The following is a 25,585-nucleotide window of genomic DNA, read 5'->3' as shown; positions in this document are numbered from 1 at the left end:
CCGACGGGCGGTTCCGATCGCGCTCCCGGTCGTCCGGCGCCGCTCGGACAGGCCCCCGGCGTCACCAGCGCCGGGGCCTCGCCGCCGCGGGGCGAGATCGCCCGAGACGGCGCGCGCCCGGGTCTCGCGGCCTGCGCGCCGCGACGTGATCACCCTCGGCACGGCGCCGGCTACTCGAGATCGTACGGCTCGACCTTCACCTCGGCCAGCTTCGGGACGGCCGCGGCGATCGCCTCGCCGATCTCCTCGTGCGTGCCGACGACGCCGATCACCAGATCGTCCTCGGAGATCCGGCGCCGCACGGCGGCGTTCGCCTCCTCGAGCGTGACGTCCTCGATCCGCCTCAGGTAGGTCTCGTGGTACCCCTCCGGCAGATCGTACAGGAGCTCGTCGAGCTTCTGGTGCACGCGCTTCCTCGCGGTGTCGATCTCGAACGCGTGCGAGCGGACGAGGTAGCGCTTCACGAACGTGAGCTCGTCCTCGGTGATCCCATCGCGCCGCAGCGCCTCGAGCAGCCCGAGCTGCAGGGAGAGACAGGCGGCGGCGTCCTGCGCCGCGGGCGCGGTCCACATGGTGAACGCGTCGCGGTGCCGATCGAAGCCCGCGCGCGACGAGGCGCCGTAGGACCAGCCGCGCTTCGCGCGGACCTCCTGCATCAGCCGCGACGAGAAGGTGCCTCCGAAGACGGTGTTCGCGACCAGGAGCGCCATGTGATCGGGGTCGTGGGCATCGGTGCCGAGCCCGCCGATGACCATCTGCGTCTGCGTCCGCTCGGGTTTGTCGACGAACACGAGGCAACGCCCCGGCCTCGCCCCGGGATCCGTCACCGGATCCGGGATCGCCTCGCCCTCGGGCAGGCCGGACAGGAGGCGCTCGGCGACCCCGTGCGCCTCGCCGGGCTCGATGTCGCCCGAGATGGCGACGATCGCGTTGCGCCGGCTGTAGTGCCGCGCATAGAACGCGGCGACGTCGTCGCGCGTGATCTCCCGCAGCGTCGGGATGGTGCCCGCGACGCGGCGGCCGTAGGGGTGCCCGGCGAACAGGGTCCGCCGGAAGGCGCGGCTGCAGAGCGAGCGATCGCTGTCGCGCGCCTCGACGAGCTCGGCTTCGGCCTCGCGCAGGAGCCGCGCGAGCTCCGGCGGCGAGAACGTCGGGCGGGCGAGGAGCGTGGCCCCGAGCTCGACGAACCGATCGAGCGAGCGCTTGATCACCTCGAAATGTACCGTCGTCGCGCTCGTCGCCACGTCGGTGCCGAACTCCCCGCCGAGCGCGTCGATCGTCTCCTCGATCTCGTTCGCGCTGTAGCCCTCCGCGCCGCGGCGGAGCATGCGCGCCGTGATGCGCGCGAGCCCCTCGCGCCCTGCCGGATCGTGCGCCGAGCCGGAGGGGAACGCGACGACGATGCTGACGATGGGGAGCGCGTGGCTCGTCTCCACGAGCACCGCGCCGTCGCGGGGCGCCACGCGACCGCCCGTCGCTCCCCTGCCCTGCCCCTCGGCGCCCCAGGCGAGGCCGCTCTTCACGCTCTGGCTCACGATGCCTCCTCGCTCTCCGCGTCCGTCCCGTCCTCGTCGTCCTCGTCGCTCGTCCCGTCCGGGATCACGTGGATCACCGTCCGCGCCGAGCTCACCAGGTAGCGCCGCGCCACACGCAGCAGATCCCCCACCGTCGCCCGCCGGTAGGCGGAGAGCCGCTCGAACAGGGCCGCGGGATCGCCGAGCACCGTCTCGTAGAAGCCGATCTGCTCTGCCTTGCCGGCGACGGTCTCGAGCCCTTGCAGGACCGAGAGCTCGATGCGCGCCTTCGCCCGATCGAGCTCCGCCTCGGTGACCGGCGCGCGGCGCACCGCCTCGAGGAGCGGATCGAGGGCCGCGAGCAGCGCCTCGCCCGTGTGCTCGCCGCGGGCCGAGAGATAGATGTCATAGAGCGAAGGATCGCGGAACGAGCCGACCCAGCCCCGGATCTCGCTCGCGATCTCCTGCTCCTGAACGAGCGCGCGGTGCACGCGCGACGACCGCCCGGAGAAGAGGATCTCGTTCAGCAGGGCGAGGGGCGCGTGGTCGAAGTCCCCGAGCGCCGGCGCGCGGTAGCCGATCGCGACCTTGTGCGTGGCGGTCGGCTTCACCACCTCGGCGCGGCGCTCCGCGATCTGCGGCGGCTCGGGGCACACCTCCTCGACCGGGATCTTCGAGGGCTCCTGCGCGCCGTAGTGGTCCTGCACCCCGCGCAGCGCCTCGTCGAGCGCGACGTCGCCGACGATGACCAGCGCCGCGTTGTTGGGGGCGTAGTACGTCCGGTAGAACTCGACGCAGTCCTCGGTCGTGAAGCCCTTGATGTCCTCCATCCAGCCGATGGTCGGCCACCCGTAGGCGTGCTTGGTGAACGCCTCCTTGTAGAGCAGCTCGCTCACCGCCCCGTCGACGTCGTCGTCGACCCGCTGCCTCCGCTCGTTGGCGACGACCTCCTTCTCGCTCGACACCTGCGGATCGCGGAGGACGAGCCGCGCCATGCGCTCCGCCTCGAGGCGGAGGGTGAGCGCGAGCGCGTCCTTCGGCAGGTTCGTGTGGTAGTAGGTCCAGTCGAGGAACGTCGCCGCGTTCGTCTCGGCGCCGGCCTCCTCGAGCATCCGGTCGAACGCGCCGTGGGCGACGCTCTCCGTCTCGCCGAACATGAGGTGCTCGAAGAGGTGGGCGATGCCGGTCTTGCCCACGCGCTCATGGCGCGAGCCGACGCCGAACCAGGTCTGCAGGCAGACCACGGGCGCCGTGGGGTCGACGAGCACGAGCACCTTGAGCCCGTTCCCGAGGGCGAAGCGCTCGACGCGCATCGTCGGACCGAACGCGACGGTGGCGTCGTGGCGCAGCCGGGCGAGCGGCGGGCGTTCGCGGTTCAGCTCGACGAGCATCTCGGCGAGCGGATCCGTTCGAGGGAGGGCGTCGGCGCCGGGGACCGAGTAGGCAAGCGTCTCCTGCATGGCAGGCGCAGCCCATACCACGCTCAGCGCCGCGGCGCTGCGTGGCACAGGACGTCGCTCGGATCCCGTGTCGACTGGTGGCACTCCCATCGGTCGTCGTGGCAGGAGATGACGAGGATCCCCGCGTCGTACGCCTCCCTCAGGGAGGAGCCTGCCCGCTGCGCGAGCAGGTTGGACGGGGTGCGCTCGGTGCACCCCTTGCCCATGTCGACCTCGATCTTCCTGTTCCCCTTGGTCGCCTTGGCGGGGTTCGGCGGGGTCTTGCCCTTGTCGGCGGTGCGCACCGCCGCGGCGAGCTTCGGCAGGATGCCCTCGAGGTAGGGCTTGTCGACGAGCGGGTCGGTCGACCGCGGCGACACCATGGCGAGCGTGTACTGGATCGCCATCATCTGCTGCTCCGCCGGCGCGCTCGGCTGGATCGGCCCGCTCGACCCGATCGGGATCGGCCGCGGCGGCATCTCTCGCTTCGCGGCCTCCGTGGCCGCGGGGGCCGCCGCGGCGCTCGGGGCCGGCGCCGCGCTGTCCGCGACCGGCGGCGCGGAGGCTGAGGTGGACGCTTGAGGCGCCGCGGCGCGCTGATCGTCGCACGCGAGGACGGCGAGGCCGAGGGCGAGGGCAGGAAACGCCGCGCGGAGCTCGCGCGGCCGGACGGGGGCGGGCTGCATGGGCGGCTTATACGAGCGCGCGCCGCGCGCCGCCACGCTCGCGTGGCCGCGCGGCGCGCGCTGACCAGCGCCCCCGCGCGTCAGTCGATCTTCAGGATGGCGAGGAACGCCTCCTGCGGGATCTCGACGCTCCCGACCATCTTCATCCGCTTCTTGCCCTCCTTCTGCTTCTCGAGGAGCTTGCGCTTGCGGCTGATGTCGCCGCCATAGCACTTGGCGGTCACGTCCTTGCGCATCGCCTTCACGGTCGTCCGCGCGATGACCTTCGACCCGATCGCCGCCTGGATCGCGACCTCGTACTGCTGGCGCGGCACGATGTCCTTGAGCTTCACCGCGAGGTCCCGGCCCCTGGCGTACGCCTTGTCCCGGTGCACGATGACGCTGAGGGCGTCGAGCGGGTCGCCGTTCACCAGCATGTCCAGCTTGATGAGATCGTCGGCGCGGTACCCGACGAGCTCGTAGTCCATCGACGCGTAGCCGCGCGACACGCTCTTCAGCTTGTCGTGGAAGTCGAAGAGCACCTCGCTGAGGGGCATGTCGTAGGTGATGATCACGCGGTCGGACGAGGCGTACTGGATCGACTTCTGCTCCCCGCGCCGCTCCTGGCACAGGGCGAGGACCGCGCCGACGTACGTCGACGGCACGTGGACGGTCATCCGGAAGATCGGCTCCTCGATGCGATCGGTGAGGTTCGGCGGCGGGAGCTTCGCGGGGTTCTCGATCGACTTCATCGAGCCGTCGTTCAGGTAGCAGTGGTAGACGACGCTCGGCGCGGTCGTGATGAGGTCGAGGTTGTACTCGCGCTCCAGCCGCTCCTGGATGATCTCCATGTGGAGCAGGCCCAGGAAGCCGCACCGGAAGCCGAACCCGAGCGCCTCGGAGGTGTCGGGCTCGAAGACGAACGCGGCGTCGTTCATGTGGAGCTTCGACAGGGCGTCGCGGAGGTCCTCGTACTGGGCCGAGTCCGTCGGGAAGATCCCGGCGAAGACCATCGGCTTGACCTCCTTGAAGCCGGGGAGCGGCGTCGTCGCGGGGTGGACGGCGTCGGTCACCGTGTCGCCGATCTTCGTGTCGACGACGCTCTTGATGTTGCCGACGAGGAAGCCGACCTCCCCTGGCCCGAGCTCGGTGATGGCGGTCGCGTGGGGCGTGAACACGCCCATCTCCGTGACCTCGTAGTCGCGGCCGGTCGCCATGAAGCGGACCTTCTGGCCCTTCCTGATGATGCCGTCGACGACGCGCACCATGACGACCGCGCCGCGGTAGCTGTCGTACCAGCTGTCGAAGATGAGGGCGCGGGGCGCCGCGTTCGGGTCGCCCTTCGGCGCCGGGATGCGCTCGACCACCGCCTCGAGGATCTCCGCGATGCCGATCCCCGTCTTGGCGCTGGCGGGGATGGCGCCGGAGCAGTCGAGGCCGATGACGTCCTCGATCTCGCGCGTCGTCCGCTCGACGTCGGCCGAGGGGAGGTCGATCTTGTTGAGGACCGGGAGGATCGCGAGGTTGTTGTCCAGGGCGAGGAAGACGTTCGCGAGGGTCTGCGCCTCGACGCCCTGGGTGGCATCGACGACGAGCAGCGCGCCCTCGCACGCCTGGAGGCTGCGCGAGACCTCGTAGTTGAAGTCGACGTGCCCGGGCGTATCGATGAGGTGCAGCCGGTACGTCTGGCCGTCCTTCGCTGTGTAATCCAGGCGAACGGTCTGGGCCTTGATCGTGATCCCCCGCTCGCGCTCGATGTCCATCTTGTCGAGGAACTGCTCCTTCTGCTCGCGGGCGGTGAGCGCCCCGGTCGCGTCGAGGATGCGGTCGGCGAGCGTGGACTTGCCGTGGTCGATGTGGGCGATGATCGAGAAGTTGCGGATGAGCTTGGAATCAACGGGCATAGCGAGCTTCAGGGCGCGGCGACCTGACCAGCGTTAGCGGCCGCAGCGCGCGGCCTCGACCGAGGTGCGAGGGAGCGGACGGGAACGTCCGGGCCCCTCCGGGGGGAGCGAGCCGCGGCGCGCGGCTCTACGAGCGCCGCGGGAAATGGTGGACCGCGGCGCGCCTGCTCCTAGCGCGACCCGCGCCGCGAAGCTATCCACCCCGAGCGACCGGCGCCCAGGCGTCCGGCACCCCGGGCCCAGAGCCTTGCGGCCCCTGGCGCCGGTCATTTCTTCGGGATCGGCGGCGCGGCGACCGGCGGGCTCTCCAGGGACATCTGCCCTGGCAGCACGTGCTCGTAGTGCTTGAGGACCATATCTATCCCTTCGCGGATGTAGACGGCGATCGGGACCTTGGTGCGTTCGTGCAGCATCTTCAGCCGCTCGGCCTGCTCGGGCGTGATGTAGATGGTCGTCGAGACTTTCTTCCGCGACATGTCACGCCCGGGAGGGTAACCCGCCAGTCTCGAAGGGTACGACTGACAAGACGTTACCCTAGATGCCGGTACGTATGATGTCAATCGGAATGGCGCCACCGCGCTCGCCGGGGTTCGGGGATCGGCCGGTCTGGGCCGCGGGCCGCGTCGGTCACGTCCGTCACGTCCGTCACGTGGGTCACGTCCGTCACGTGGGTCACGTCCGTCACGTCCGTCGCGTCCAGTGGGCTTCTTGATGTGGGCGCGGACCGCGGTCTAGACTGCGGCTTGAAGCTGGTCCGCGTCGGGACGGCTCGCCCGGCGCGTCGAGCTTCTGTCCCGAGGGTTCCGGGCCGGCCGGAGGAATCTCTTGATGACGCGATTCCCGCTCACCTGGCGGTCGTCCAGGTGCTCGCTTGTGGCCCTGATCACCATTTCGGTCGCCTCCTGCGCGTCCTCGACGCCGGAGCCCTCGAGCGCGAAGGGCTCCACCAACGAACGGGACACGGCGATCGTCCACGAGCCCTGCGACAAGGACTCCGCCTCTGCGGAGAAGGTCGATGTGAACGGCGACCGGATACCCGACATCATCCACGTGAAGCAAGACGGCCGGGAGGTCTGCCGGGTCGTCGACCTGAACCTGGACGGCGCGATCGACGCCTTCATCTACTACGACGGCAACGGGGTGGAGCGGCGGCGCGAATCGGACTTCGACCGCGACGGGCGAGCCGACGAGATCGCTCACTACGAGCACGGCGCCGTCGTGTTGAAGGAGCGCGAGACCAACTTCGACGACAAGCTCGACACCTGGGACTACTACGAGGGTCCGCGCCTCGCGCGCCGCGAGCGCGACTCCGACGGCGATGGGATCGTCGACCAGTGGTGGCATTTCAACAACCCGAACGACGCGAAGTGCGCGGTCGTGGCGAGCGATCAGAACGCCGACGGCAAGGCCGATCCCGGAAGCGTGGTGGATCTCTGCGCCGAGTCGTACGGCGCGCCGAGAGCGCCCCTGCCCCCGCCGGGCGGCGCCGCACCCACGGAGCAAGGGGCGGGCGCAGGGGCGCCGGGCGCCGCGACCACAGCTGCCCCCGCCGCGGGCGCGGCTGCATCGACGACCGCCGCGCCCCCATCGGCCCCCGTCGCGGGCGCGGCCACGGCGGCGAGCGCCGCGCCCGCGGGCTCCGCGCCTGGCCAGCCGGCCGCCAAGAAGGGACCATGACATGAGGAGACAAGCGCTCATCGCGCTGGCCACGCTCAGCCTGCTCGCCGCGGCGTGCGGCTCGGATCCAGGGTTCGAAGGCGCGAAGGCGCCGAGGGTCGAGACGGCTCGCAACGCCGACGGCAGCATCGACGATCGCTCGATGTGCGACTGGAAGGGCAAAGAAGATCGCGAGACGAGCGAGACCGCCGGGCCAGGCGCGATCCAGCCCAACGTGAGGCGCGTCTGGCAGATCGTGGGCACCGGCGAGGACCGCCAGAGGGCGCTCGTCTGCCGCGAGATCGACACCAACTTCGACGGGGTGAAGGACGTCGTCCGCAAGTACAACGACAAGGGCGAGAGCCTTCACGAGGAGTCCGACTCGAACTACGACGGCCGGATCGACACATGGCTCACGTTCGCCGGCGGAAGGCTGGCCGAGGTGAAGGTCGACTCCGATCACGACGGCAACCCCGACGAGTGGAAGTACTACAGCGGCGGCAAGCTCGCGCGCATCAAGCGCGACACGAACCGCGACGGCAAGCCGGATGTCTGGGAGATCTACCGCATGGGGCGGCTCGAGCGGATGGGCGTGGACATCGACGCCGACGAGCGGGTCGATCGGTGGGATCACGACAACGAGCTGAAGCGCCGCATCGAGGACGACGAGCGCAAGAAGGAAGAGGAGGCCACCGCTGCAGCCGCGAAGAAGGCTGCGGACGATCAAGCGGCCGCGGACGAGGCAAACGAGGCCGTGGGCGACAGCGGGAGCGCGGCGCCCTCCAGCGACAAGAAAAAATAGAGCGCGCCTCCTTCGAGCCGAGGTGGGGTCGAATTCGCCCCCTGCCCTGACGGCGCGAGCGCGCCCAGGTGCTCGTGCCGCCACAGGCGTTCGCCAGGGCAGGCGCGCCGGCGTCGGCCTCGGATCCCAGCAGCGTACCGCCCAGGTCGGTCGACGCGGCGCGAGGGGCGTGCTTATCAGTGCCGTCGGCCGACACCATCGCGTCGGCGTAGGGCCCGAGCACACCATGGAAGAACGTCTGCAGAAGATCATCGCGCGCGCCGGCGTCGCCTCGCGCCGCGCATCGGAGGAGCTCATCCTCGCCGGGCGGGTGCGCGTGAACGGGCGCGTCGTGACCGAGCTCGGCTTGAAGGCCGACCGGCAAAAGGACCGCATCGAGGTCGACGGCAAGCGCCTCGTCTCCGAGGCGCCGGTCTATGTCGCGCTGCACAAGCCGCGGAACGTCGTCTCGACGCTGCGCGATCCCGAGGGGCGCCCGACGGTCGCCGACCACGTGCGCGGCACGGGCGCGCGGCTCTACCCCGTGGGTCGGCTCGACTTCGCGACGAGCGGCATCCTCCTCATGACGAACGACGGCGACTTCGCCAACGCGCTTCTCCATCCGCGCGGCGGCGTGCCGAAGACCTACGTCCTGAAGGTCCAGGGCGTCATGAGCGACGACGATCTCACGCCGTGGCGCGAAGGGATCCGCCTCGAGGATGGCGTCACGCTGCCGGCCGAGGCGCGGCTGCTCCGCCACGAGGGCGACAAGACGTGGCTCGAGGTGACCCTCCGCGAGGGCCGCAACCAGCAGATCCGGCGCATGGGCGAGGCGACCGGCTGGCCCGTGATGCGCCTGGCCCGGACGACGTTCGCCGGCGTGAGCTCGGAAGGCCTCCGGCCGGGAGAGTGGCGCGCCTTGACGGTGGACGAGCTCCTCCACATCCGCGAGGCGTTCGGCGTGCCCAAGCGGATCCGCGGCGCGAGGATGGGCGCGTCGTCGGGTCCGGTCGACCACCGCCGCACGACCAGCTCGGCCCGGTCAGGCGCGAAGGCGTCACCTCGGCCTACACAGGAAGCCACTGGTGCTGCCGCGCGCAGCCGGGGACCGGCGCAGCCGAGGGACCGCTCCAGGGCCAACGCCGTCGCCCCGAGCGCACCTGGTCAGGGCCCGGCCGGGCGGATGGCTCGCTCCAGGACCGACGCCGCTCCGAGCACGCCCGCCCGGAACCCGGCAGGGCGGACGGCTCGCTCCAGGACCGACGCCGCTCCGAGCACGCCCGCCCGGAGCCCGGCAGGGCGGACAGCTCGCTCCAGGACGGACGCCGCCGCGCCGGCGACGCCCGGACCGGGCGCCGCTAGATCTGCGCGAAGCGTCCGCTCCGAAACGAAGCCTCGAGCAGCTGAGACACGCGCGCCTCGAGCTCGCGGGCGCGAGCGTCGTTGATGCCGGCGAGCGCCTGTTTGATCTCGCCGAGCGCCTTCAGCTGACTGAACAGCTGGACGTCGCCGAGCGAGGCGCCGCCCGTGAGGATCTGCCGGATCCGATCGATCTCCGCGGCGAGCGCCTCCACGCCGACGCCGAGCGCGCCGACGCGGCGGCGATCCGGGTGCTCGCGAAAGAAGGCCTCGAGCACCGGCTGCACGATGCCCTCGAGGATCGCGGCCTGATCCTGGTTGTTCCAGATGTGCTTGAGCACGAAGAAGTCGCTCGCGTCGGTCGTCTGGCGGCCATCGAGGTAAGCGCTCGCCGCGAAGAGCTTGAGCATCTTCACGACACGACGATCCGAGAGCGATATCCCTTCGGCGCGGATCTGGAACACCAGCCCCTTGTAGGCCGATAGGAACGCATCGCCGAAGTTCATCCGCGCGCCGAACCCTCGGCCGAGCTCGGCCAGCTCGCGCGCCGCGACGAGCGGGCGAAGCGGCTCGCCGGCCATGTGCCGGATCTCCTGCTGGATGCCGCGCTGGAGCAGCTCGCTGAAGTGGTAGGCGTCGAGGTTGTCGGACTGAACCCGCAGGAGGAAGCGGTCGAAGATCGCGGTCAGCGTCTCGTCGCCGGGCACCTCGTTCGAGGCAGCGAAGACGCTGATGAGCGGGCAGCGGAGCACCTGGCCGCCGCTCGCGAACTTGCGCTCGTTCAGCAGCGTGAGCAGCGCGTTCAGGATGGCGCTGTTCGACTTGAAGACCTCGTCGAGGAAGACGATCTCCGCCTCGGGGAGCATCCCCGAGGTGTTCCGGCGGTAGACGCCCTCGCGAAAAGCACCGATGTCGACCGGGCCGAAGATCTCGTTCGGCTCGGTGAAGCGCGTGAGCAGGTACTCGAAGTAACGGGCCTGCATCAGCTCGGCGAGCGTGCGGATGAGCGCGCTCTTCGCGGTCCCCGGCGGGCCGAGGAGCACGCAGTGCTCGCCCGCGACGACCGCGATCATGAGCAGGCGGATGATCTCGTCCTTGCCTAGGAACTGCCGCTCGAGGCTATGGGCAAGCAGGCGCAGGCGCTCGTGGAGCGGAGCGGACATGAGGCGAATCCTCGTATCACAGGCCCGCCGCCTGGCGCACCGTTCGGCGCATCGCCCTGTGCGTTCCCACGACGCCGGCGCGCCGAGCGGTTGAGCAAAACGTTGAGCGAAACGTTGAACAAAACACAGAGGCCGGTGGGTCACACCGGCCTCGCAGGGTCTGCTCGCTGCCGCAGAGCCTATGTCGTGGAGCGGGAGACGGGATTTGAACCCGCGACGTCAACCTTGGCAAGGTTGCACTCTACCACTGAGTTACTCCCGCAGATGTCAATCACTTAATTCAGGAAACCACTTCTAAAGGCGTTTGTCAGAAAAATCCTGATTCGCGCCGGGTCATCACCGGAGGTTCGCTCCGTCGATGCGTGGCGGATGAGTACCAATCGGCGTGGTGGGAGTCAAGCTCTCAACAACAAAACCTCAAAACTTCCGTCGCCGGCAGGTTGCACGGCCGCTCTGGTCGAGTATTGTGTGGCCATTGCGAGCGAGGGGGCTCGCCAAGCAGCACCGCGAACGGTGCCGCTCACAAAAGCCTTCGCGTTCGCGACAGCGGCACCGTGTGGGGGGCTCTTACATCATAAGGGTGCCCGCCACTCGGCGCGCTCTTGGTTGGCCTGGGTCGACCAGGCAGGTCCTTTGGACTTGGGGGGAGCATGAACGAACAGACTGCTTTGCGAGTGGACGTTGCGGAGACAACGGCGCCGGTCCTCCAGAAAGAGTACCGGTCCGGAGTCCACGCCAAGCGACAGGATGACGACGGCGGGTGGGGGCTCGTCCTGATCGGGCTCGACGCTCCGCCGCGGATCGTGAGCCTCATGGACGGCGCCGTGATCGGCAGCGCCGCGCGCGACGGGCGCATCGAGGGCCACGGGATCGCGCCGGAGCACGCGAAGATCAGCGTGCGTTCGGACGGTTGCTACATCGAGGACATGGACACCCACGACGGCACGTGGGTGAACGGCGTCCGCGCCCGGCGCATCGGCGTGATGCACGGCGACGTGGTTCGCCTCGGGCATCAGCTCGGGGTCTTCGTCGAGCGGCACCTCGCGCTGTACGACGGCGCGCCGTCTCGGCTCGGGCCGCTGGTGTTCGGCTCGAAGCAGCGCAAGGACTGGATCGACCCGGTGATGAAGCTCGTGCAGTCGGGCTCCAGCGTCTGCATCGAGGGCGCGCCCGGGGTCGGGAAGCGGACGCTGGCCCGCCTCGCCGCAGCGGTGCGCGAGGGCCTGGGTGAGACGCTGGTCGTCGACGGCAGCGCCGAGACGAAGCCGGCCATTCCGCCGGGCGCGCGACCGATGACATGGCTCGTCCTCGACGCCGATCGCCTGCCGCGCCCGCAGCAGCTGGAGATCGCGCACTCGGTCGGTCGCTCGAACGGCGTCAGCATCATCGCGACGACCGGACAGCCGCTCGACCGTGCCGCCGGCGACGGGCGCGTCGCGCCGTGGTTCGCTTCGCTCTTCTCCGGCAAGCGGATCACGATCCCGACGCTCGAGATGCGGCGCGAGGACGTGCCGCTCATCGTGCGCGACATCGCGGAGCGCAACGCGATCGGCCTCGACCGCTTCACCCCGCAGCTCCTGGAGGCGCTCGTCCGCGCCGGCTGGCCGGGCGGCGTGCCGCAGCTCGAGTCGGCCATCGTGACCGCAGCCCAGGCTGCGCCGGACGGTCCGCTCTCCGTCACGCCGATCGCGGGATCGCTCGCGCGCGGCCCGCGGGTGAAGCCGAACCTCCCGCCCGCGACGGATCCTTCGCTCGCGCGCGCCCGCCTCGAGGACGCCCTCGCCCGGGCCAACGGCTCCGTCGCGTCGGCTGCGCGTGCCCTGGGCATGTCACGGCAGGCGATCTACCGTGAGGCCGACCGGCTCGGCCTCGACATCGCGCGCCGCAGGGTCCCGCGCGGCTGAGTGACGCCCGTTTCATGCCCGGGAGCCTCGCGTCGCGCCAGCGCAGGGGGCTCTCGGCGCGCTCGATGACGCAGCGCCGGCGCGCGCCCGGCGGACGTTCCGGCGCGGATCTTCAACCGTAAAATCCGAGAGACGTATGGCTGACGATCGATCCCTCCTCGGGGTCGACGCACTGCTCGTAGTGCAGCATCTCGCCGCGCGACGACGGCGGGAGCGCGCGGAGCAACGTGTAGATGGGGCCGAGGCCGCAGACGCGACGGCTGGCGAGGTCCCGAGCGACGTCGACGAAGAAGCCCGGCGCGTCGATCGACGTCGCGCGCTCGATCGAGGCGAGATCGCGGTCGCGCAGCGCCGTCCGCTGCCGCTCGTCCAGGGGCGCGGGATCACCGAAGCGCGGGCCGACGTGGGCGAGGTCCGCTCCTGCGATGACGAGGACGCGTCCGGGGCGCTTCGCCAGGGCGTCGCGGAGCGCCCGCAGGAACGACTCGGCGCCATCGTCTTGCGCGGGGTCGCGACGCCGCGCCTGACACTCCGAGAGGCCGCAGAGGATGGGTACGATCGACGCCGCGCGGCCGCCGAGGAGGTGCCGCACAAACACGGCCTGAAACTCGATCGAGTGCTCGTTTTTGTGCAGGTACTGGTCCTCGCGCACGTCGAAGCGGCTCGCCGCCGCGAGCTCCGCGATCATCTCTCGATCCGGGTCGAGAGGACCGAGCGGCGTCGCGAACGTCTTCTCGCAGACGGCGTACGGACGGCGCATCGCGGCGTGCGATGTCCCGAGCAGAACGAACGTGTCGACCTGCTCGAGCCCTGGACCTGCCAGCGCCTGCTCCAGCGCGGCATAGGCATGCCCGTAGCCCGCCGCGGCGCGCCAGAGATCCATGTGCGGCGCGCAGAGCCCGACCATGCGCGCTGGCGCGCTTTGCGGCGCCGCAGCGCGCGTCGCTCCGCCCTGCGGCCGCGCGATCTGGAGGCACTTTCGCTCGATGAAGTCGGCGAGCTTCCGTCGATCGCCGTGGTACGCGCCGCCCGCGTGCGCGGCCGCCCGGATCGGCGCCGCGTCGAACGATTGCACGACGCTCCGCCGGCGCGCGTGGAATCGCGGGCTGTCGAGCATCCAGGCGCGTTCCAGCTCGTCGGCCAGCTGCGACACGTGGGCGGCGTCCACGGGCTGGCCCGCCGACCGGGCGGCGTCACGCGCGATCTCGTCGATCGATCGCCTCCCGTCGAAGCGCGCGAGCACGGCGGCGCTCGCGGCGGGAACGACGACCGGAGACGGCGCGATGCCCTCGGTGTCGCGCAGCATCAAGGCGCGGCCATGGCGCTCATCCTGGATGACGACGATCTCAAGGGCTCGAAGCTTCGGGCGCAGCACCGGCATCCAGCGCGAGGATAGCGCGTGCGCGCTCGCCGCCCAGCGCGCGGCCTCGCGCGTCCGGGAACAGCGCCGACGCCCCCGCTGTCGCAGCGGCAGCTCGCTCCAGAACGGACGGCGCTGGTGCCCTGCGTCAGAGCGCCCGTCAGGATGGCGGATTGCTGCTTCGCAGCGGCGCTGCGTGGCACTAGGGTCGCGGCCTGAAGCTCCGCCCTGCTCTGCCCCCTCCCCACCCCCTCCCCTTGCATCGCGGCCGCTTCGGGCTGGCAGTACGTCGGATCACCACGAGAGCGCCTCCGAACGAATGCGTCGAACCACGCCCCTCGATCCACCCGTCCGTGAAGCCGATCTGCTCACCGAGCTCTCGGCCGTGTACCGCGAGGCGGAAGAGGTCTTCAGCGGCTGGACGTGCGAGGCCTCGACCGAGTGCTGTCGGTTCGGGATCACGGGCCGCGAACCGTACGTGACGTCCGTCGAGCTCGCCGCCGTCCGGCGCGCGATCGCGGCTCGCGGGGGCCGCCGAGCCCTCGAGGGGATCGTGCGAGCGAACGGGGCGGGAACGCCCGAACCGGGGGCGTCCGCCGGCGGCCCGAGCCGGCGACGCGCGCTGCCGCAGGCGTCGGAGCGGCGGTGCCCGATGCTCACCGACGCCGGCCGCTGCGCGATCTACGCCGCGAGGCCCCTCGGGTGCCGCACGTTCTTCTGTGATCGCGCCTCCGCTGGATCCCCGGTCCGCCACCACGACGTGACCCGGCTCGTCCGCAAGGTGCAGGAGATCGCCGCGCGGCACGAGCCGGGGGGCGACCTCGGCCGTCCGCTCACCCGCGCCCTGGCGGAGGCTGGACCGAGCGCCGCGGGCGCGCCGCCCAGGACGAGCACCGCGGCGCGCGCTCGCCGTGGCCGCTGAGGCCCGCCGCTCAGGTCCGCTCGACGGCCATCACGCCGGGGATCCGCTGCAGCCGCCGGATCACGCTCTTCAGCTGCGCGAGGTCGGCGCACAGGAACGTGAACGTGTTCATCGCCCGACCGTCGTCGCCCGCGCGACAGGTCGCCTCGCTGATGTTGATGCCCTGCTCGTGGAACGTGTGGCCGACCGTCGCGAGGATGCCCGGCCGGTTCGCCGTCATCACCTTGATCTGCACGGGGCGGTTGATCTTCGCGCGCGAGTCCCAGGAGATCTCCACGCGGCGCTCCGGGTCCGTGTCGAACGCCTTGGCGCAGTTGCGGCGGTGGACGGTGATGCCGCGGCCGCGCGTGATGAAGCCGACGATCTCGTCGCCTGGGAGCGGGTTACAGCACTTCGTGTAGCGGACGAGGACGTCGTCGATTCCGTTCAGCCGGATGCCATGGCTGTCGCGCCCGGTGACCTTGCGGACGAGCGACTCGATGCGCCCCTCCTTGATCGACTCGGGCGGCGGGGTCGGCGTGCCCTTCTCGTTCTCCTTGGGCGTGGGCGCGAGGAACTCGCACACCGCCCGGACGCTCACCTTGCCATAGCCGACCGCGATGAAGAGCTCGTCCGCCGAGGTGACCCCGAAGCGCTCCATGACCTTTCGCAGCTCGCCCTCGTGCTTCGTGAGGCGACTCAGGCTCATGCTGCGCTGGTGCATCTCCTTCTCGAGGAGCTCACGACCGAGCTTGAGCGACTTCTCCCTCTGCTCCGTGCGCAGGAAGTTGCGGATCTTCGAGCGCGCGCGGCTGGTCGAGACGTAATCGAGCCAGTCCTTCGAAGGGTGCTGGCTCGGGTTGGTCATCACCTCCACCACGTCGCCGTTCCGGAGCTTCGATCGGAGCGGGACGATGGCGCCGTTGACCCGCGCCCCGGAGCAGTGCTCGCCGACCTGCGTGTGGATCGCGTACGCGAAGTCGATGGGCGTCGAGCCGCGGGGGAAGACGCGCACGTCGCCCTTCGGCGTGAAGACGTACACCTCGTCCTGGAACAGGTCGACCTTGACGCTCTCCAGGAACTCGGCCGGATCCTTGAGCTCCTTCTGGAACTCCATCAGCTGGCGGAGCCAGCCGAACCGCGCGGCGTCCTTCGGGTCGATGCCGCCGGAGTTGTTCTCCTTGTACTTCCAGTGCGCCGCGATGCCCTGCTCCGCGACGCGGTGCATCTCATGGGTGCGGATCTGGATCTCGATCCGCTCGCGCCCGGGTCCGATGACCGTCGTGTGCAGCGACTGGTACATGTTCGGCTTGGGCAGCGCGACGTAGTCCTTGAAGCGGCCGGGGACCGGGGTCCACTGCGAGTGGATCACGCCGAGCGTCGCGTAGCAGTCGGCCACCGACTCGACGAGGACGCGGAACGCGATGACGTCATAGACCTGGTCGAAATCGCACTGCTGCGCCTGCATCTTGCGCCAGATCGAGTAGAGGTGCTTCGCTCGACCGGTGACGTCGACCGCGAAGCCCTGCTCCGCGAGCTTGCCCGCGAGCACCTTCGAGACCTCGTGGATGTACTTGTCCCGCTCCTTCGCGGTCGTCTTGACCTTCTGCGAGAGGTCCGACCAGGCTTCCGGCTCGATGTACCTGAACGACAGGTCCTCGAGCTCGCTCTTGAAGCGCGCGATGCCGAGGCGGTTCGCGAGCGGCGCGTAGATCTCCATCGTCTCCCGGGCGATCCGGTCCTGCGCCTCGGGCTTCATGAACTCGAGCGTCCGCATGTTGTCGAGGCGGTCGCACAGCTTCACGAGGAGCACGCGGATGTCGCGCGCCATCGCCACCAGCATCTTGCGGAAGTTCTCGGCTTGCCGATCTTCCTTGGAAGCGAAGTTGATCTTCGAGAGCTTCGTCACGCCGTCGACGAGGAACGCCACCTCCTGGCCGAAGCTGTTCTCGATGTCGGTGGTCGTCGCGAGCGTGTCCTCGACGACATCGTGCAAGAGCCCGGCGCAGACGCTCGCCGTGTCCAGCTTGAGCTCGGTGATGATCGCGGCGACGCTCGCCGGGTGGGAAAAGTAAGGGTCACCGCTCTTGCGGGTCTGCCCCTTGTGAGCATCAGAGCTGTAGGCGTAGGCCCGGGCGATGAGATCGACGTCTGCAGCCGGCTGATAGGTCCGGACGCGATCGACAAGCTCCGTCAACGTCAGCATGAAGAGTTCGGTGGGCGCAATGCGCCCCCTCCCTTTCGCACGCTAACACCGCGATCTAGACCTCGCAATTGTGTCACCATGCGCGACGCGCGCGCGCGCGCAGAGTAAGGCGCCCAGGCGCGTTGCCCGGCGCAGGGCACGCGCGCTCCGCCGCACGTCCTCGTCGCCATCCACGCCATCCACGCCGTCCTCTTCCGCATCTCGGTTCATCTAGGAGTTTCCGCTTCGCCCGCTTGCGGGTCGAATGTTGTCGCGGATTCATGAAAACCATGGAGCCGATCACCGTCTACGTCCACTTCCCCTGGTGCCTCAAGAAGTGTCCCTACTGCGACTTCGTGTCTTTCGCGAAGGCGCGGGAGGCGATCGACCACCGCGGCTATGCCGACGCCGTGCTGGCCGAGCTCCGGAAGCGGGAGGATGTGCTGGGCGAGCGCGAGCTCCGGAGCATCTTCTTCGGCGGCGGGACGCCGTCCCTCTGGGAGCCGGACGAGATGGGCAGGGTGCTGTCGGCCATCACCGCGGCCGCCGGCCGGCGCTCGCCGGACCTCGAGGTGACCGTGGAGTGCAACCCGACCTCGCTCGATGAGCTACGGGCCCGAGCGTTCCGAGCGATCGGAGTGAACCGGCTCAGCATCGGAGTTCAGGGCCTCGACGTCGAGCGCCTCCGGTTCCTCGGGCGCCTGCACGACCCTGACGGCGGGCTCGGCGCGCTCTCGGCGGCGCTCCGCTCCGGGATGCCGCGCGTGAGCGGCGATCTCATCTACGGTGTCGCGGTCGGAACGGTCGAGGCGGCGCGGGAGCAACGCCCCGAGCACGCCGCCGCCGAGGCGCGCGCCGTGGCCTCGACGGGGGTGACCCATGTCTCGGCGTACAGCCTGACGGTCGAGCCCGGCACCTCGTTCGGAGAGCTCGCGCGGCGCGGTCGCCTGCCGCTCGCCGGAGACGATGGCGTCGCGGACACGTTCTTCGCCATCGACGAGGCCCTCGAGGCCGAGGGGCTCGCCCATTACGAGGTGTCGAACTACGCGAGGCCGGGTCACGAGGCGCGCCACAACCTGGGTTACTGGCAAGGCATCGACTACGTCGGCCTCGGGTGCGCCGCCTACGGGACGGTGTCGCGCCCGGATCCGCGCTGGGGCCTGCGCTCGGCCGGCGCGGAGGGCCATGATGGAGAAGCGTCCGCGGTCCGGTACCGGAACATCGTGAGTCCGGAACGGTACATGGCTGCGATGGCCGAGGGCGGCGAGGCGATCGCCGTGGAGAGCGAGGAGCGGCTCGACCCGGAGACGCGGCTGTCCGAGCGGATCATGCTCGGGCTGCGGCTGCGCGAGGGGCTCGATCTCGAGGCCTCCGCGGCGGCGCTCGGGGTGCCGGCGTGGCCGCCCTCGCGGCGGCGGGCCGCGGAGCGGCTCGAGCGCGCCGGCCGCCTGGAGGTGGCCGGCGGGCGGGTCCGCGTCCCGCGAGCCGCCTGGGTCTTCGCCGACGGCATCGCGGCCGACCTGTTCTGAAGCAGCGCCGCGAGGGCGTCACGTGGGCGCGCGGCGCTCGCGGTGGACGCCGGGCCGGGAGCGCGCTCCGATGAGCGCCCCATGAGCCGTTCGCCTACCGTCGAGGACATCCGCGGCGCCGCCGCGCGCATCGCGCCCCACGCCCACGTGACGCCCGTCATGACCAGCCGCACGATCGACGGCATCGCGGGGGCGCGCGTCTTCTTCAAGTGCGAGAACCTGCAGCGGGTCGGGGCGTTCAAATTCCGCGGCGCGTGCAACGCGGTCCTGTCCCTCTCGGACGAGGAGGCGCGGCGCGGCGTCGCGACCCACTCCTCGGGCAACCACGCCGCCGCGCTCGCGCTCGCGGCCCGCATCCGCGGCGCGGCCGCGTACGTCGTCATGCCCGAGACCGCGCCCGCCGTGAAGCGCGCCGCCGTGGAGGGCTACGGCGCCCGGGTCGTGAGCTGCGCCCCCACGCTCCGCTCGCGCGAGGAGACGATCGCCCGCGTGCTCTCCGAGACGGGCGCGATCTTCGTCCATCCTTACAACGACCCGCGCATCATCGCCGGCCAGGGCACGGCCGCGCTGGAGCTCGCGGCCCAGGTGGACGATCTCGACGCCGTGGTCGCGCCCGTGGGCGGCGGCGGGCTGCTCTCCGGGAGCGCCATCGCCACCGGCGCGCTGTCGCGCGCGCGCACGATCGGCGCCGAGCCCGAGGCCGCGGACGACGCGGCGCGATCGATGCGCGAAGGGAGGATCGTCCCCTCGAACGACCCGGTCACGATCGCCGACGGCCTCCGCGCTTCGCTGGGCGAGCTCACCTTCGCGGTCCTGCGCGAGCGCGGGGTCGAGATCGTCACCGTGAGCGAAGACGACATCGTCAAAGCGATGCGCGTCGTCTGGGAGCGGATGAAGCTCGTCATCGAGCCGAGCGCGGCCGTCCCGGTGGCGGCGGTCCTGCGGCGCTTGGTCCAAGGGGCGCGGATCGGCGTCATCGTGAGCGGAGGCAACGTCGATTTGACCCGGCTCCCGTTCACCTGAGCGCGATCGCGGGAGCCACGCCGGCGCCCGGCCTCGCCGCGCGCGCGCGGGGAAGCTCGACCTTCACCCGAGCGCGATCGAGCGCTCGATCCTACCCGCGAGGGCGCGCTGGCGCTCCCCGCGCCCTCGCTCACGTGCCGCGCCGCTCTCGCGCGAAGCGCAAGGCGGCGCGTACAGCGCTCGGCCCCGGGCCGGGCGGCGCCGCAGCGACCGATCGCCCTTGCGCGTCGAGGATGCGCGAGCCCCCCTGGCCGTCGAGCGCAGGGCGGGAGGGCCCCCAGTTGGCGTTCACGATCGCGATGCGATGGCGCCGGGCGAGCACGGGCAGGAGATCGGCGCGCATGTCCCCTTCCCCGGGCGAGTCGACCCACGCCGTGGGGAAGAGCAGCAGATCGGCCTCATCGAGCGCATCGCCCGCGTCCTCGGAGAGGAAGTGAACATCGAAGCAGATCGCGACGGTGATCTTGACGCCGCGCAGCTCGAGGACCGGCGTCCCGAGATCCCCCGGCGCCGCCCAGCGCTCCGGGAACCACGGATGACGCTTGCGGTAATGGCCCACGCGCCGTCCGTCGCCGTCGAAGACGAGCAAGCTGTTGTAAATGCGGCCCCCGCTCGCCTCGACGAGGGGGCCGGCCAGCGCGATCCCGTGCCTTCGCGCGAGCCCGGCGAGCCGCTCCGCCGACTCCCCGTCGATCGGCTCCGCGAAGCGGCGCAGATCGCTGTCGCCCCGCGGGGAGACATAGCCCGTGAGGATGAGCTCGGACAGCAGCACCAGGTCTGCCCCCGCGAGCGCTGGCGAGCCGAGGAGGCCGTCGATCTCGGCAAGCGCGCCCGCTCGGTCGCCGAAGCGCTGCGGCAGCTCGAGCGCGACCACGTCGAGGGAGCGATCGCTCAAGGACACCACCGGACGCCCCCGCGCCGCGAGCACGCTCCCGCGCCGCCCGCGGGCGATCCGTTCGCATCGCCCCGAACGGCGCACGGCGAAGCCACGGGGCGCCTTCGGCTCAGCGGTGGTTCCGCGCGACCTGGAGCTGGTGGAGGCTCACCGCCAGGTCGACCTGGCGGCGAAGATCCGAGGCGATCCAGGGCTTCGTGATGATCCGGAAAGCCGCGCTCTCCCGGGAGATCTTCTGGATCTGCTCGACGTCCGTCGGGGCGCAGACCAGCACCGGGACGTAGCTCAGCCCCTGCCGGCGCAGCTCGCGCAGCAGCGCGAGCCCGCTGAAATGAGGCATCCGGTAGTCGGCGACGACCACGGCGGGCGGCTCCTTCACGGCGGCCGCCAGCGCGCGGCGAGGGTCCCCGAAGGTGCGGACCTGGTAGCCGGAGCGGAGCGCCCGATCCATGAGGTCCAGGTTGAGCTCCTCATCGTCGACGGCGTAAAGGAGGGCTCCTTGGCCCCGACCACTCGAAGGTGGCGGCATGCTGCCGGAGTGCGGGGCATTGCCCATCAAGCGCGAGGGTATCAGACCTCGTTCTCCTGCACCACGCGCTCAAGCCGAGGCGATCTGGTTGCCTGCATCACGCTCAGCGAAGGGCAGCCAGGCGCGCGGCACAGCGGGAAGGCCGGCAGATGTGGGCGCCGCTTCGCCCCGGCGCCCTGTCTCGCGTCGCTTCAGCGGGCCTCGAGGCGCCGCGAGCGATCAACCTGGGCCGGCAGCGGCGTTCACGATCCACTCCGGCGGCGTTCGGCGGTAAGAGATCAGGGGATGCCCGCTCGCGATGGATTGCTCGAAGTCGGCGCGCTCGTGGACGGCCGGTATCAGGTGCTCGGCCACCTCGGGAGCGGCGGCCATAGCGTCGTCTACGATGCGCGCCAGATCGTGACCACCCAGCGCGTGGCGCTCAAGCTGCTTCGGCCCGAGGTGCTGCGGCGCTCGCGCGAGTCGAGCTCCCAGGAAGCGCGCTTCGAGCGGGAGATGCAGGTCATCGCCCAGCTGAGCCACCCGAACATCGTTCGCCTGCTCGACGCCGGGCGCCTGCCCGAGGGCGAGCTCTACCTGGCGCTCGAGTACGTCGACGGCGAGACGCTGACCGCGCGCTGCCAGCGCACGAGGGGGGTCGAGCCGAACGAGGCGAAGCGGCTGATGCTGCAGGTGCTCGACGCCATCGGCTTCGCCCACGAGCGCGGCGTCGTTCACCGCGACCTCAAGCCGCACAACATCATGGTCGCCGGGTCGGGCAAACGAACGCACGCCAAGGTGCTGGATTTCGGCATCGCCGCGCTCATCGGCGAGGCCCGCTCCGCCGACTACCGCGCGCTCACCCCCACCGGGGAGTTCAACGGGACCCCGGCCTACATGGCCCCGGAGCAGCTCGTGCAGTCCACCCCGACCACAGCGGCGGACATCTATGCATGGGGGCTCACCTTTCTCGAGTGCCTGATCGGCGCGCCCGTGATGCACGAGGCGACGATCGCCGAGGTCATCTTCCGGCAGCTGAGCCCCGAGCCGGTGCCGATCCCCCGCGCCCTCCGCGGCCACCCCCTCGGCGCGCTGCTCGAGCAAGCGACCGCCAAGTCGCCGGCGCACCGCTTCCGGTCCGCCCGCGACGCCTACGAGCTGCTGGAGGAGTGCGACGTGTCGGGGATCCCGTGGCCGCTGCCGTCCGATCCTGGGCACGCCGCCTCGCTGAAGGAGCGCGGTGGCGCCCTGGAGCAGCGGGCGATCGCCACGCGACCGGCGCGGCAGCTCGAAGCCGAGCAGGAGACCCAGCTCGTGCCCTCCGAGCAGCCGCCGGGCACGGTGCGCAAATCCCCCGAGCAGCAGCGGCAGGACGAGCGGCTCGGCGCCGCGCCGACGCTCGCGATCCCAGGCCGCAATGTCGCGCCCGCCGCGGCGCCGGCGAGGCCGATCCGCAACGCGTCGATCCACCTCGGCGCCTCGGGGAGCCCGCCGACGGCGCCGACGACGAGCTTCACGTCCCGCCCCAGCGTCGCGCCCGGGACGCGGCCGGTGTCCACCACCGGCCGCGGCGAGCGCCGCCAGCTCACCGTGCTTGTCTGCGGGCTCGCCGGCGCCGAGCGCATCGCGGACACGGTCGACAGCGAGGCGTTCCACGAGCTCGTCCAGATGTACCAGGCGGTGTGCGCTCAGGTGATCGGGGCGCAAGAGGGGGTGTTCCTCCGCTCCCCGGGCGAAGAGACGATCGCGTATTTCGGCCACCCCGTCGCGCGGGAGGACGACGCCCTCCGCGCCGTGCAGGCGGCGCTCGATCTGGTCGAGCACATGTCCCGCCTGAACGCGCGCGAGCTCGTGTCCGTGCCGCTGTCCGTGCAGGTCGGCGTGCACACCGGGATCGTCGTCGTGGCGGACAGCGACGCCGCGCCATCGCTCGCAGGCCCGACCTTGAACGCCGCGACGCAGCTGAAGGCCCACGCGGAGCCGGGCACGGTGCTCGTGAGCCGCGCGACGCTGAAGCTCGTCGAGGGCTATTACCACGTGGACGCGCTCGGCGAGATCAGCCCGAAGGAGGCGCGCCAGCCGATCGAGGTCTTCGCGGTGCACGGGCGCACGACCGCGCGGGACCGGCTGGACGCGAGGATGCAGCACGGGCTCACGCCGCTCGTCGGGAGAGACAGCGAGCTCGACGAGATCGCGACCCGGTGGACGCGGGCCGCGGGGGGCGCGGGGCAGGTCGTGCTGATGACGGGCGAGGCGGGGATCGGCAAGTCGCGGAGCGTGCGCGCGTTCCGCGACCGGCTGGCCGGGACGCCGCACCTGTGGCTCGAGGCGCGCTGCTCGCCGCAGCTCCAGAACAGCGCCTTCTATCCGGTGATCGAGCTGCTCAACGCGCTGCTCGCGGGCGATCGCGAGCGCGCGAGCACGCTGAGCGGCGCCGCGCCGCCGACGGAGCGCGGCGCGGGGATCGAGCCGCGCGAAGACCGGCTCGCGCGGCTGGAGAAGCTGCTCGCCGAGGCGGAGGCGGGGCCGCTCGCCGTGCCGCTGCTCGCCGCGCTGCTGTCGATCCCGACCGAGGGACGCCACCCCATGCCGGCGCTCACCCCGCAGCGCCAGCGGCAGGAGACCATCTCCTCGCTCCTGCAGCTCTTCCTCGGGCTCGCCGATCGGCAGCCGCTCGTGCTCACGGCCGAGGACCTGCACTGGGCCGACCCGTCGACCCTGGAGCTGCTCGGCCGGCTCATCGACGAGGGGCGGCCGTCTCCGCTGCTCCTGCTCCTGACCGCGCGCCCGACGTTCGCGCCGCCGTGGCCGGTGCGTTCGCACTTCACCCAGATCTACCTCGCCCCGCTCAGCGCCGAGCGGATGCGGGCGCTCGTCCAGCAGCTGGCCGGCAAGTACGCGACGAGCGGCGCGCCGGGCATGAAGGCGTCGCTGCCAGACGAGGTGATCCGGACGCTCGCGGAGCGCAGCGATGGCGTCCCGCTGTTCGCCGAGGAGCTCACGCGCATGGTGGTCGAGTCGGCCGCCGCGCAGGCCGCCGCAGAGGAGTCGACCGGCGCGCCGAGCGCCGCGCGCCAGGCGGTGGGCGCGCCCGAGATCCCGACCACCCTCCAGCACTCGCTGATGTCGCGCCTCGATCGCTTGGGCCCTGCCAAGGAGGTCGCGCAGCTCGCCGCGGTGTTCGGCCGATCGTTCGGCTACGAGGCGCTCGAGCTGTGCGCGGCGGGCAGCGCGGGCGCGGAGCCGCTGCTCATGGCGTCGAGCCCCGAGTCGCTGCGCGAGGCGCTCGCGCAGCTCGTCGACGCCGAGCTGCTCTTCCAGCGGGGGCGCCCCCCGCGCTCGACGTACACGTTCAAGCACGCGCTGGTGCAGGACGCCGCCTACCAGTCGCTGCTCCGCAGCACCCGGCAGGTGTACCACGCGCGCATCGCCGCCGTCCTCGCCGAGCGCTCCACGGACACGCCGCCCGAGCTGCTCGCGCGGCACTACACCGAGGCCGCGCTGATCGGCCCCGCCGTCGCGGCGTGGCAGCGCGCGGGCGAGGCCTCGCTGTTCTCGTCCGCGCACGCCGAGGCGATCAGCCAGCTCAGCCGCGGGCTGGAGCTCCTGAAGCAGCTCCCGGAGACCAGCGAGCGGACGCGCGACGAGATCACGCTGCAGACCACGCTCGGCGTCCCGCTGATGATCACGCGCGGCTACGCCGCCCCGGAGGTCGAGGCGACGTATGCGCGCGCGCACGCGCTCTGCCGCGAGGCGGGCTCCTCGCCGCAGCTCTTCCCCGCGCTGTGGGGGCTCTGGATCTTCTTCCACGTCCGCGGCGACTACGCGCTGGCGGAGCAGCACGGCGAGCAGCTGCTCGCGCTCGCCGAGAGCACGGGCGACGCCGGCATCACGCTGGGCGCCCACCAGGCGCTCGGCGCGACGCGCTTCCTCCGAGGGCACCTCCGCAAGGCCCGCGAGCACTTCAACAAGGTGCTCGCGCTCTACGATCCCGCGCGTCACCTCCCGCTCGCCTTCCTCTTCGGCCAGGACGCCGCGGCGTTCTCCCTGTCTCACCTCGCCTGGATCGCGTTCCACCTCGGCGAGCCGGAGCGCGCCAGGGCCTCGGTCGACGAGGCGATCGCGCTGTGCGACGAGCTGAACCAGCCCGTGAGCCGCGGCTTCGTCGAGCACTTCGCGGCCGTGCTGTGCTGCCTGCTCGGCGATCTCGCGGGCGCGGAGGCGCACGCACACGCGCTCGGCAAGCTCTCCGAGGAGGTGGGCATGCCCCACTGGGCCGCGCTCAGCCAGATCGACCTCGGCTGGGCGACGGCGGCGCGCGCGGCCGAGGGGCCGGCCGGCGAGGCGGCGCGCGCGCGGTATGCCGAGGGCGCCGCGCGCATCCGTGGAGGCCTGGCGATGCTGACGGGCGTCGGCAGCCGCGTGTCGCTCACCTACTGGCGGTCAGCGCTCATCGAGGCGGAGCTCGGCGCGGGCAACGTCGACGAGGCGAGCGCGCTGCTCGCCGACACGCTGGCCTTCGTCGAGAAGAGCGACGAACGCTACTTCGAGCCAGAGCTCTGCCGCCTCGAGGGCGAGATCGCCCTCGTGCGCGGCGCGCCGACGGCCGCGGAGGCGCGGGATCGGGCCGAGGCGGCCTTCCGGCGCGGGCGCGAGATCGCGGAGGGTCAGGGCGCGCTCGGCCTTCTGGCGCAGCTCTCCGCGCGCCGCGCGGCCGGCCCCTGAGCGGAGCGCGGCGCGCTGGAAGAGAAGAAGCGGCGCGCGCGGCGCGTCCGGCGGCGAGGCGACCGCGGGAGACG

General features: G+C 71.3%; 18 protein-coding genes and 1 tRNA gene. 8 read left to right on the top strand and 11 right to left on the bottom strand.

Translation table 11 applies throughout. The features are described 5' to 3' along the window. Positions 1-170: 170 nt before the first annotated feature. The 5 genes from ACSRUE_RS28750 to ACSRUE_RS28730 all read right to left on the bottom strand — a co-directional run bounded on the left by ACSRUE_RS28750 (position 171) and on the right by ACSRUE_RS28730 (position 5,998). Positions 171-1,535: a M16 family metallopeptidase gene (locus ACSRUE_RS28750; protein WP_441286387.1), complete on the bottom strand. Its 1,365-nt coding sequence runs from the start codon at positions 1,533-1,535 to the stop codon at positions 171-173. Next, positions 1,532-2,974, bottom strand: a complete 1,443-nt coding sequence (locus ACSRUE_RS28745) for a M16 family metallopeptidase (RefSeq protein ID WP_441286386.1) — start codon at positions 2,972-2,974, stop codon at positions 1,532-1,534. Before ACSRUE_RS28745 ends, ACSRUE_RS28750 begins: the two co-directional genes overlap by 4 nt. Before the next feature lie 23 nt (positions 2,975-2,997). Beyond that, positions 2,998-3,639 carry a hypothetical protein gene (locus ACSRUE_RS28740; protein ID WP_437767439.1) on the bottom strand — a complete coding sequence of 214 codons (642 nt, stop codon included), beginning with the start codon at positions 3,637-3,639 and terminating at the stop codon, positions 2,998-3,000. Between the two features lie 80 nt (positions 3,640-3,719). Next, entirely contained in the window at positions 3,720-5,522 is a 1,803-nt protein-coding gene (lepA, locus tag ACSRUE_RS28735) for a translation elongation factor 4 (RefSeq protein ID WP_441286385.1), read from the bottom strand. A 266-nt stretch (positions 5,523-5,788) separates the two neighbouring features. Then, a complete protein-coding gene (locus tag ACSRUE_RS28730) occupies positions 5,789-5,998 on the bottom strand; it encodes a ribbon-helix-helix domain-containing protein (RefSeq protein WP_437767437.1) in 210 nt (69 codons plus the stop codon). A 352-nt stretch (positions 5,999-6,350) separates the two neighbouring features. Between ACSRUE_RS28730 and ACSRUE_RS28725 the strand changes: the two genes are divergently transcribed. The 3 genes from ACSRUE_RS28725 (at position 6,351) to ACSRUE_RS28715 (ending at position 9,406) form a co-directional block, all read left to right on the top strand. Beyond that, positions 6,351-7,199: a hypothetical protein gene (locus ACSRUE_RS28725; RefSeq protein WP_441286384.1), complete on the top strand. Its 849-nt coding sequence runs from the start codon at positions 6,351-6,353 to the stop codon at positions 7,197-7,199. Position 7,200: 1 nt separating this feature from the next. After that, positions 7,201-7,980: a hypothetical protein gene (locus tag ACSRUE_RS28720; protein WP_441286383.1), complete on the top strand. Its 780-nt coding sequence runs from the start codon at positions 7,201-7,203 to the stop codon at positions 7,978-7,980. Between the two features lie 226 nt (positions 7,981-8,206). Further along, a complete protein-coding gene (locus tag ACSRUE_RS28715; RefSeq protein WP_441286382.1) occupies positions 8,207-9,406 on the top strand; it encodes a pseudouridine synthase in 1,200 nt (399 codons plus the stop codon). Here ACSRUE_RS28715 and ACSRUE_RS28710 read toward each other — a convergent pair. Both ACSRUE_RS28710 and ACSRUE_RS28705 read right to left on the bottom strand, forming a co-directional pair. Beyond that, entirely contained in the window at positions 9,318-10,481 is a 1,164-nt protein-coding gene (locus tag ACSRUE_RS28710; protein WP_012236471.1) for an AAA family ATPase, read from the bottom strand. The two genes, ACSRUE_RS28715 and ACSRUE_RS28710, sit on opposite strands and share 89 nt — an antisense overlap. A gap of 187 nt (positions 10,482-10,668) precedes the next feature. Next, positions 10,669-10,743, bottom strand: a tRNA-Gly gene (locus tag ACSRUE_RS28705). Positions 10,744-11,155: 412 nt separating this feature from the next. Here ACSRUE_RS28705 and ACSRUE_RS28700 point away from each other — a divergent pair. Beyond that, positions 11,156-12,385, top strand: coding sequence for an FHA domain-containing protein (locus ACSRUE_RS28700; protein WP_437301585.1), 1,230 nt, complete (start codon positions 11,156-11,158; stop codon positions 12,383-12,385). A 112-nt stretch (positions 12,386-12,497) separates the two neighbouring features. Here ACSRUE_RS28700 and amrB read toward each other — a convergent pair whose 3' ends face one another. Then, complete coding sequence (gene amrB, locus ACSRUE_RS28695; RefSeq protein ID WP_441286381.1) at positions 12,498-13,766, bottom strand: AmmeMemoRadiSam system protein B; 1,269 nt, start codon at positions 13,764-13,766, stop codon at positions 12,498-12,500. 298 nt (positions 13,767-14,064) lie between these two features. On the opposite strand from amrB, the gene ACSRUE_RS28690 reads away from it, so the two are divergent. Next, complete coding sequence (locus ACSRUE_RS28690; RefSeq protein WP_441286380.1) at positions 14,065-14,667, top strand: YkgJ family cysteine cluster protein; 603 nt, start codon at positions 14,065-14,067, stop codon at positions 14,665-14,667. A 10-nt stretch (positions 14,668-14,677) separates the two neighbouring features. Here the strand turns inward: ACSRUE_RS28690 and ACSRUE_RS28685 are convergent, their stop codons facing one another. Then, entirely contained in the window at positions 14,678-16,852 is a 2,175-nt protein-coding gene (locus ACSRUE_RS28685) for a RelA/SpoT family protein (protein ID WP_437767431.1), read from the bottom strand. Between the two features lie 260 nt (positions 16,853-17,112). Here ACSRUE_RS28685 and hemW point away from each other — a divergent pair, with 260 nt between their 5' ends. Both hemW and ACSRUE_RS28675 read left to right on the top strand, forming a co-directional pair. Further along, positions 17,113-18,360, top strand: a complete 1,248-nt coding sequence (gene hemW, locus ACSRUE_RS28680) for a radical SAM family heme chaperone HemW (RefSeq protein ID WP_441286379.1) — start codon at positions 17,113-17,115, stop codon at positions 18,358-18,360. Between the two features lie 81 nt (positions 18,361-18,441). Then, positions 18,442-19,383 (top strand): pyridoxal-phosphate dependent enzyme, encoded by a 942-nt coding sequence (locus ACSRUE_RS28675; RefSeq protein ID WP_441286378.1) that lies wholly within the window; start codon positions 18,442-18,444, stop codon positions 19,381-19,383. Positions 19,384-19,513: 130 nt separating this feature from the next. Here the strand turns inward: ACSRUE_RS28675 and ACSRUE_RS28670 are convergent, their stop codons facing one another. Both ACSRUE_RS28670 and ACSRUE_RS28665 read right to left on the bottom strand, forming a co-directional pair. Beyond that, the gene (locus tag ACSRUE_RS28670; protein ID WP_441286377.1) at positions 19,514-20,284 is read right to left on the bottom strand and encodes a carbon-nitrogen hydrolase family protein; all 771 of its coding nucleotides are present in this window, start codon (positions 20,282-20,284) and stop codon (positions 19,514-19,516) included. Between the two features lie 103 nt (positions 20,285-20,387). Further along, positions 20,388-20,834: a response regulator gene (locus ACSRUE_RS28665; protein WP_012236479.1), complete on the bottom strand. Its 447-nt coding sequence runs from the start codon at positions 20,832-20,834 to the stop codon at positions 20,388-20,390. Positions 20,835-21,092: 258 nt separating this feature from the next. Between ACSRUE_RS28665 and ACSRUE_RS28660 the strand changes: the two genes are divergently transcribed. Further along, entirely contained in the window at positions 21,093-25,511 is a 4,419-nt protein-coding gene (locus ACSRUE_RS28660) for a protein kinase domain-containing protein (RefSeq protein ID WP_441286376.1), read from the top strand. Positions 25,512-25,585: the final 74 nt, after the last annotated feature.

This window comes from Sorangium sp. KYC3313 (assembly GCF_052075895.1).
In the GTDB taxonomy this organism is placed as follows: Bacteria; Myxococcota_A; Polyangia; order Polyangiales; family Polyangiaceae; genus Sorangium; species Sorangium cellulosum_B.
This window is presented reverse-complemented; position numbering and strand designations above follow the sequence as displayed.

What these genes read in the sequence shown, in the direction of transcription:
- lepA (WP_441286385.1), bottom strand. Translation starts at nt 5,522, where the DNA reads ATGCCCGTTGATTCCAAGCTCATCCGCAACTTCTCGATCATCGCCCAC.
- ACSRUE_RS28675 (WP_441286378.1), top strand. Translation starts at nt 18,442, where the DNA reads ATGAGCCGTTCGCCTACCGTCGAGGACATCCGCGGCGCCGCCGCGCGC.
- ACSRUE_RS28660 (WP_441286376.1), top strand. Translation starts at nt 21,093, where the DNA reads ATGCCCGCTCGCGATGGATTGCTCGAAGTCGGCGCGCTCGTGGACGGC.
- amrB (WP_441286381.1), bottom strand. Translation starts at nt 13,766, where the DNA reads ATGCCGGTGCTGCGCCCGAAGCTTCGAGCCCTTGAGATCGTCGTCATC.
- ACSRUE_RS28745 (WP_441286386.1), bottom strand. Translation starts at nt 2,974, where the DNA reads ATGCAGGAGACGCTTGCCTACTCGGTCCCCGGCGCCGACGCCCTCCCT.
- ACSRUE_RS28665 (WP_012236479.1), bottom strand. Translation starts at nt 20,834, where the DNA reads ATGGGCAATGCCCCGCACTCCGGCAGCATGCCGCCACCTTCGAGTGGT.
- hemW (WP_441286379.1), top strand. Translation starts at nt 17,113, where the DNA reads ATGAAAACCATGGAGCCGATCACCGTCTACGTCCACTTCCCCTGGTGC.
- ACSRUE_RS28740 (WP_437767439.1), bottom strand. Translation starts at nt 3,639, where the DNA reads ATGCAGCCCGCCCCCGTCCGGCCGCGCGAGCTCCGCGCGGCGTTTCCT.
- ACSRUE_RS28685 (WP_437767431.1), bottom strand. Translation starts at nt 16,852, where the DNA reads ATGCTGACGTTGACGGAGCTTGTCGATCGCGTCCGGACCTATCAGCCG.
- ACSRUE_RS28730 (WP_437767437.1), bottom strand. Translation starts at nt 5,998, where the DNA reads ATGTCGCGGAAGAAAGTCTCGACGACCATCTACATCACGCCCGAGCAG.
- ACSRUE_RS28690 (WP_441286380.1), top strand. Translation starts at nt 14,065, where the DNA reads ATGCGTCGAACCACGCCCCTCGATCCACCCGTCCGTGAAGCCGATCTG.
- ACSRUE_RS28720 (WP_441286383.1), top strand. Translation starts at nt 7,201, where the DNA reads ATGAGGAGACAAGCGCTCATCGCGCTGGCCACGCTCAGCCTGCTCGCC.
- ACSRUE_RS28710 (WP_012236471.1), bottom strand. Translation starts at nt 10,481, where the DNA reads ATGTCCGCTCCGCTCCACGAGCGCCTGCGCCTGCTTGCCCATAGCCTC.
- ACSRUE_RS28715 (WP_441286382.1), top strand. Translation starts at nt 8,207, where the DNA reads ATGGAAGAACGTCTGCAGAAGATCATCGCGCGCGCCGGCGTCGCCTCG.
- ACSRUE_RS28725 (WP_441286384.1), top strand. Translation starts at nt 6,351, where the DNA reads ATGACGCGATTCCCGCTCACCTGGCGGTCGTCCAGGTGCTCGCTTGTG.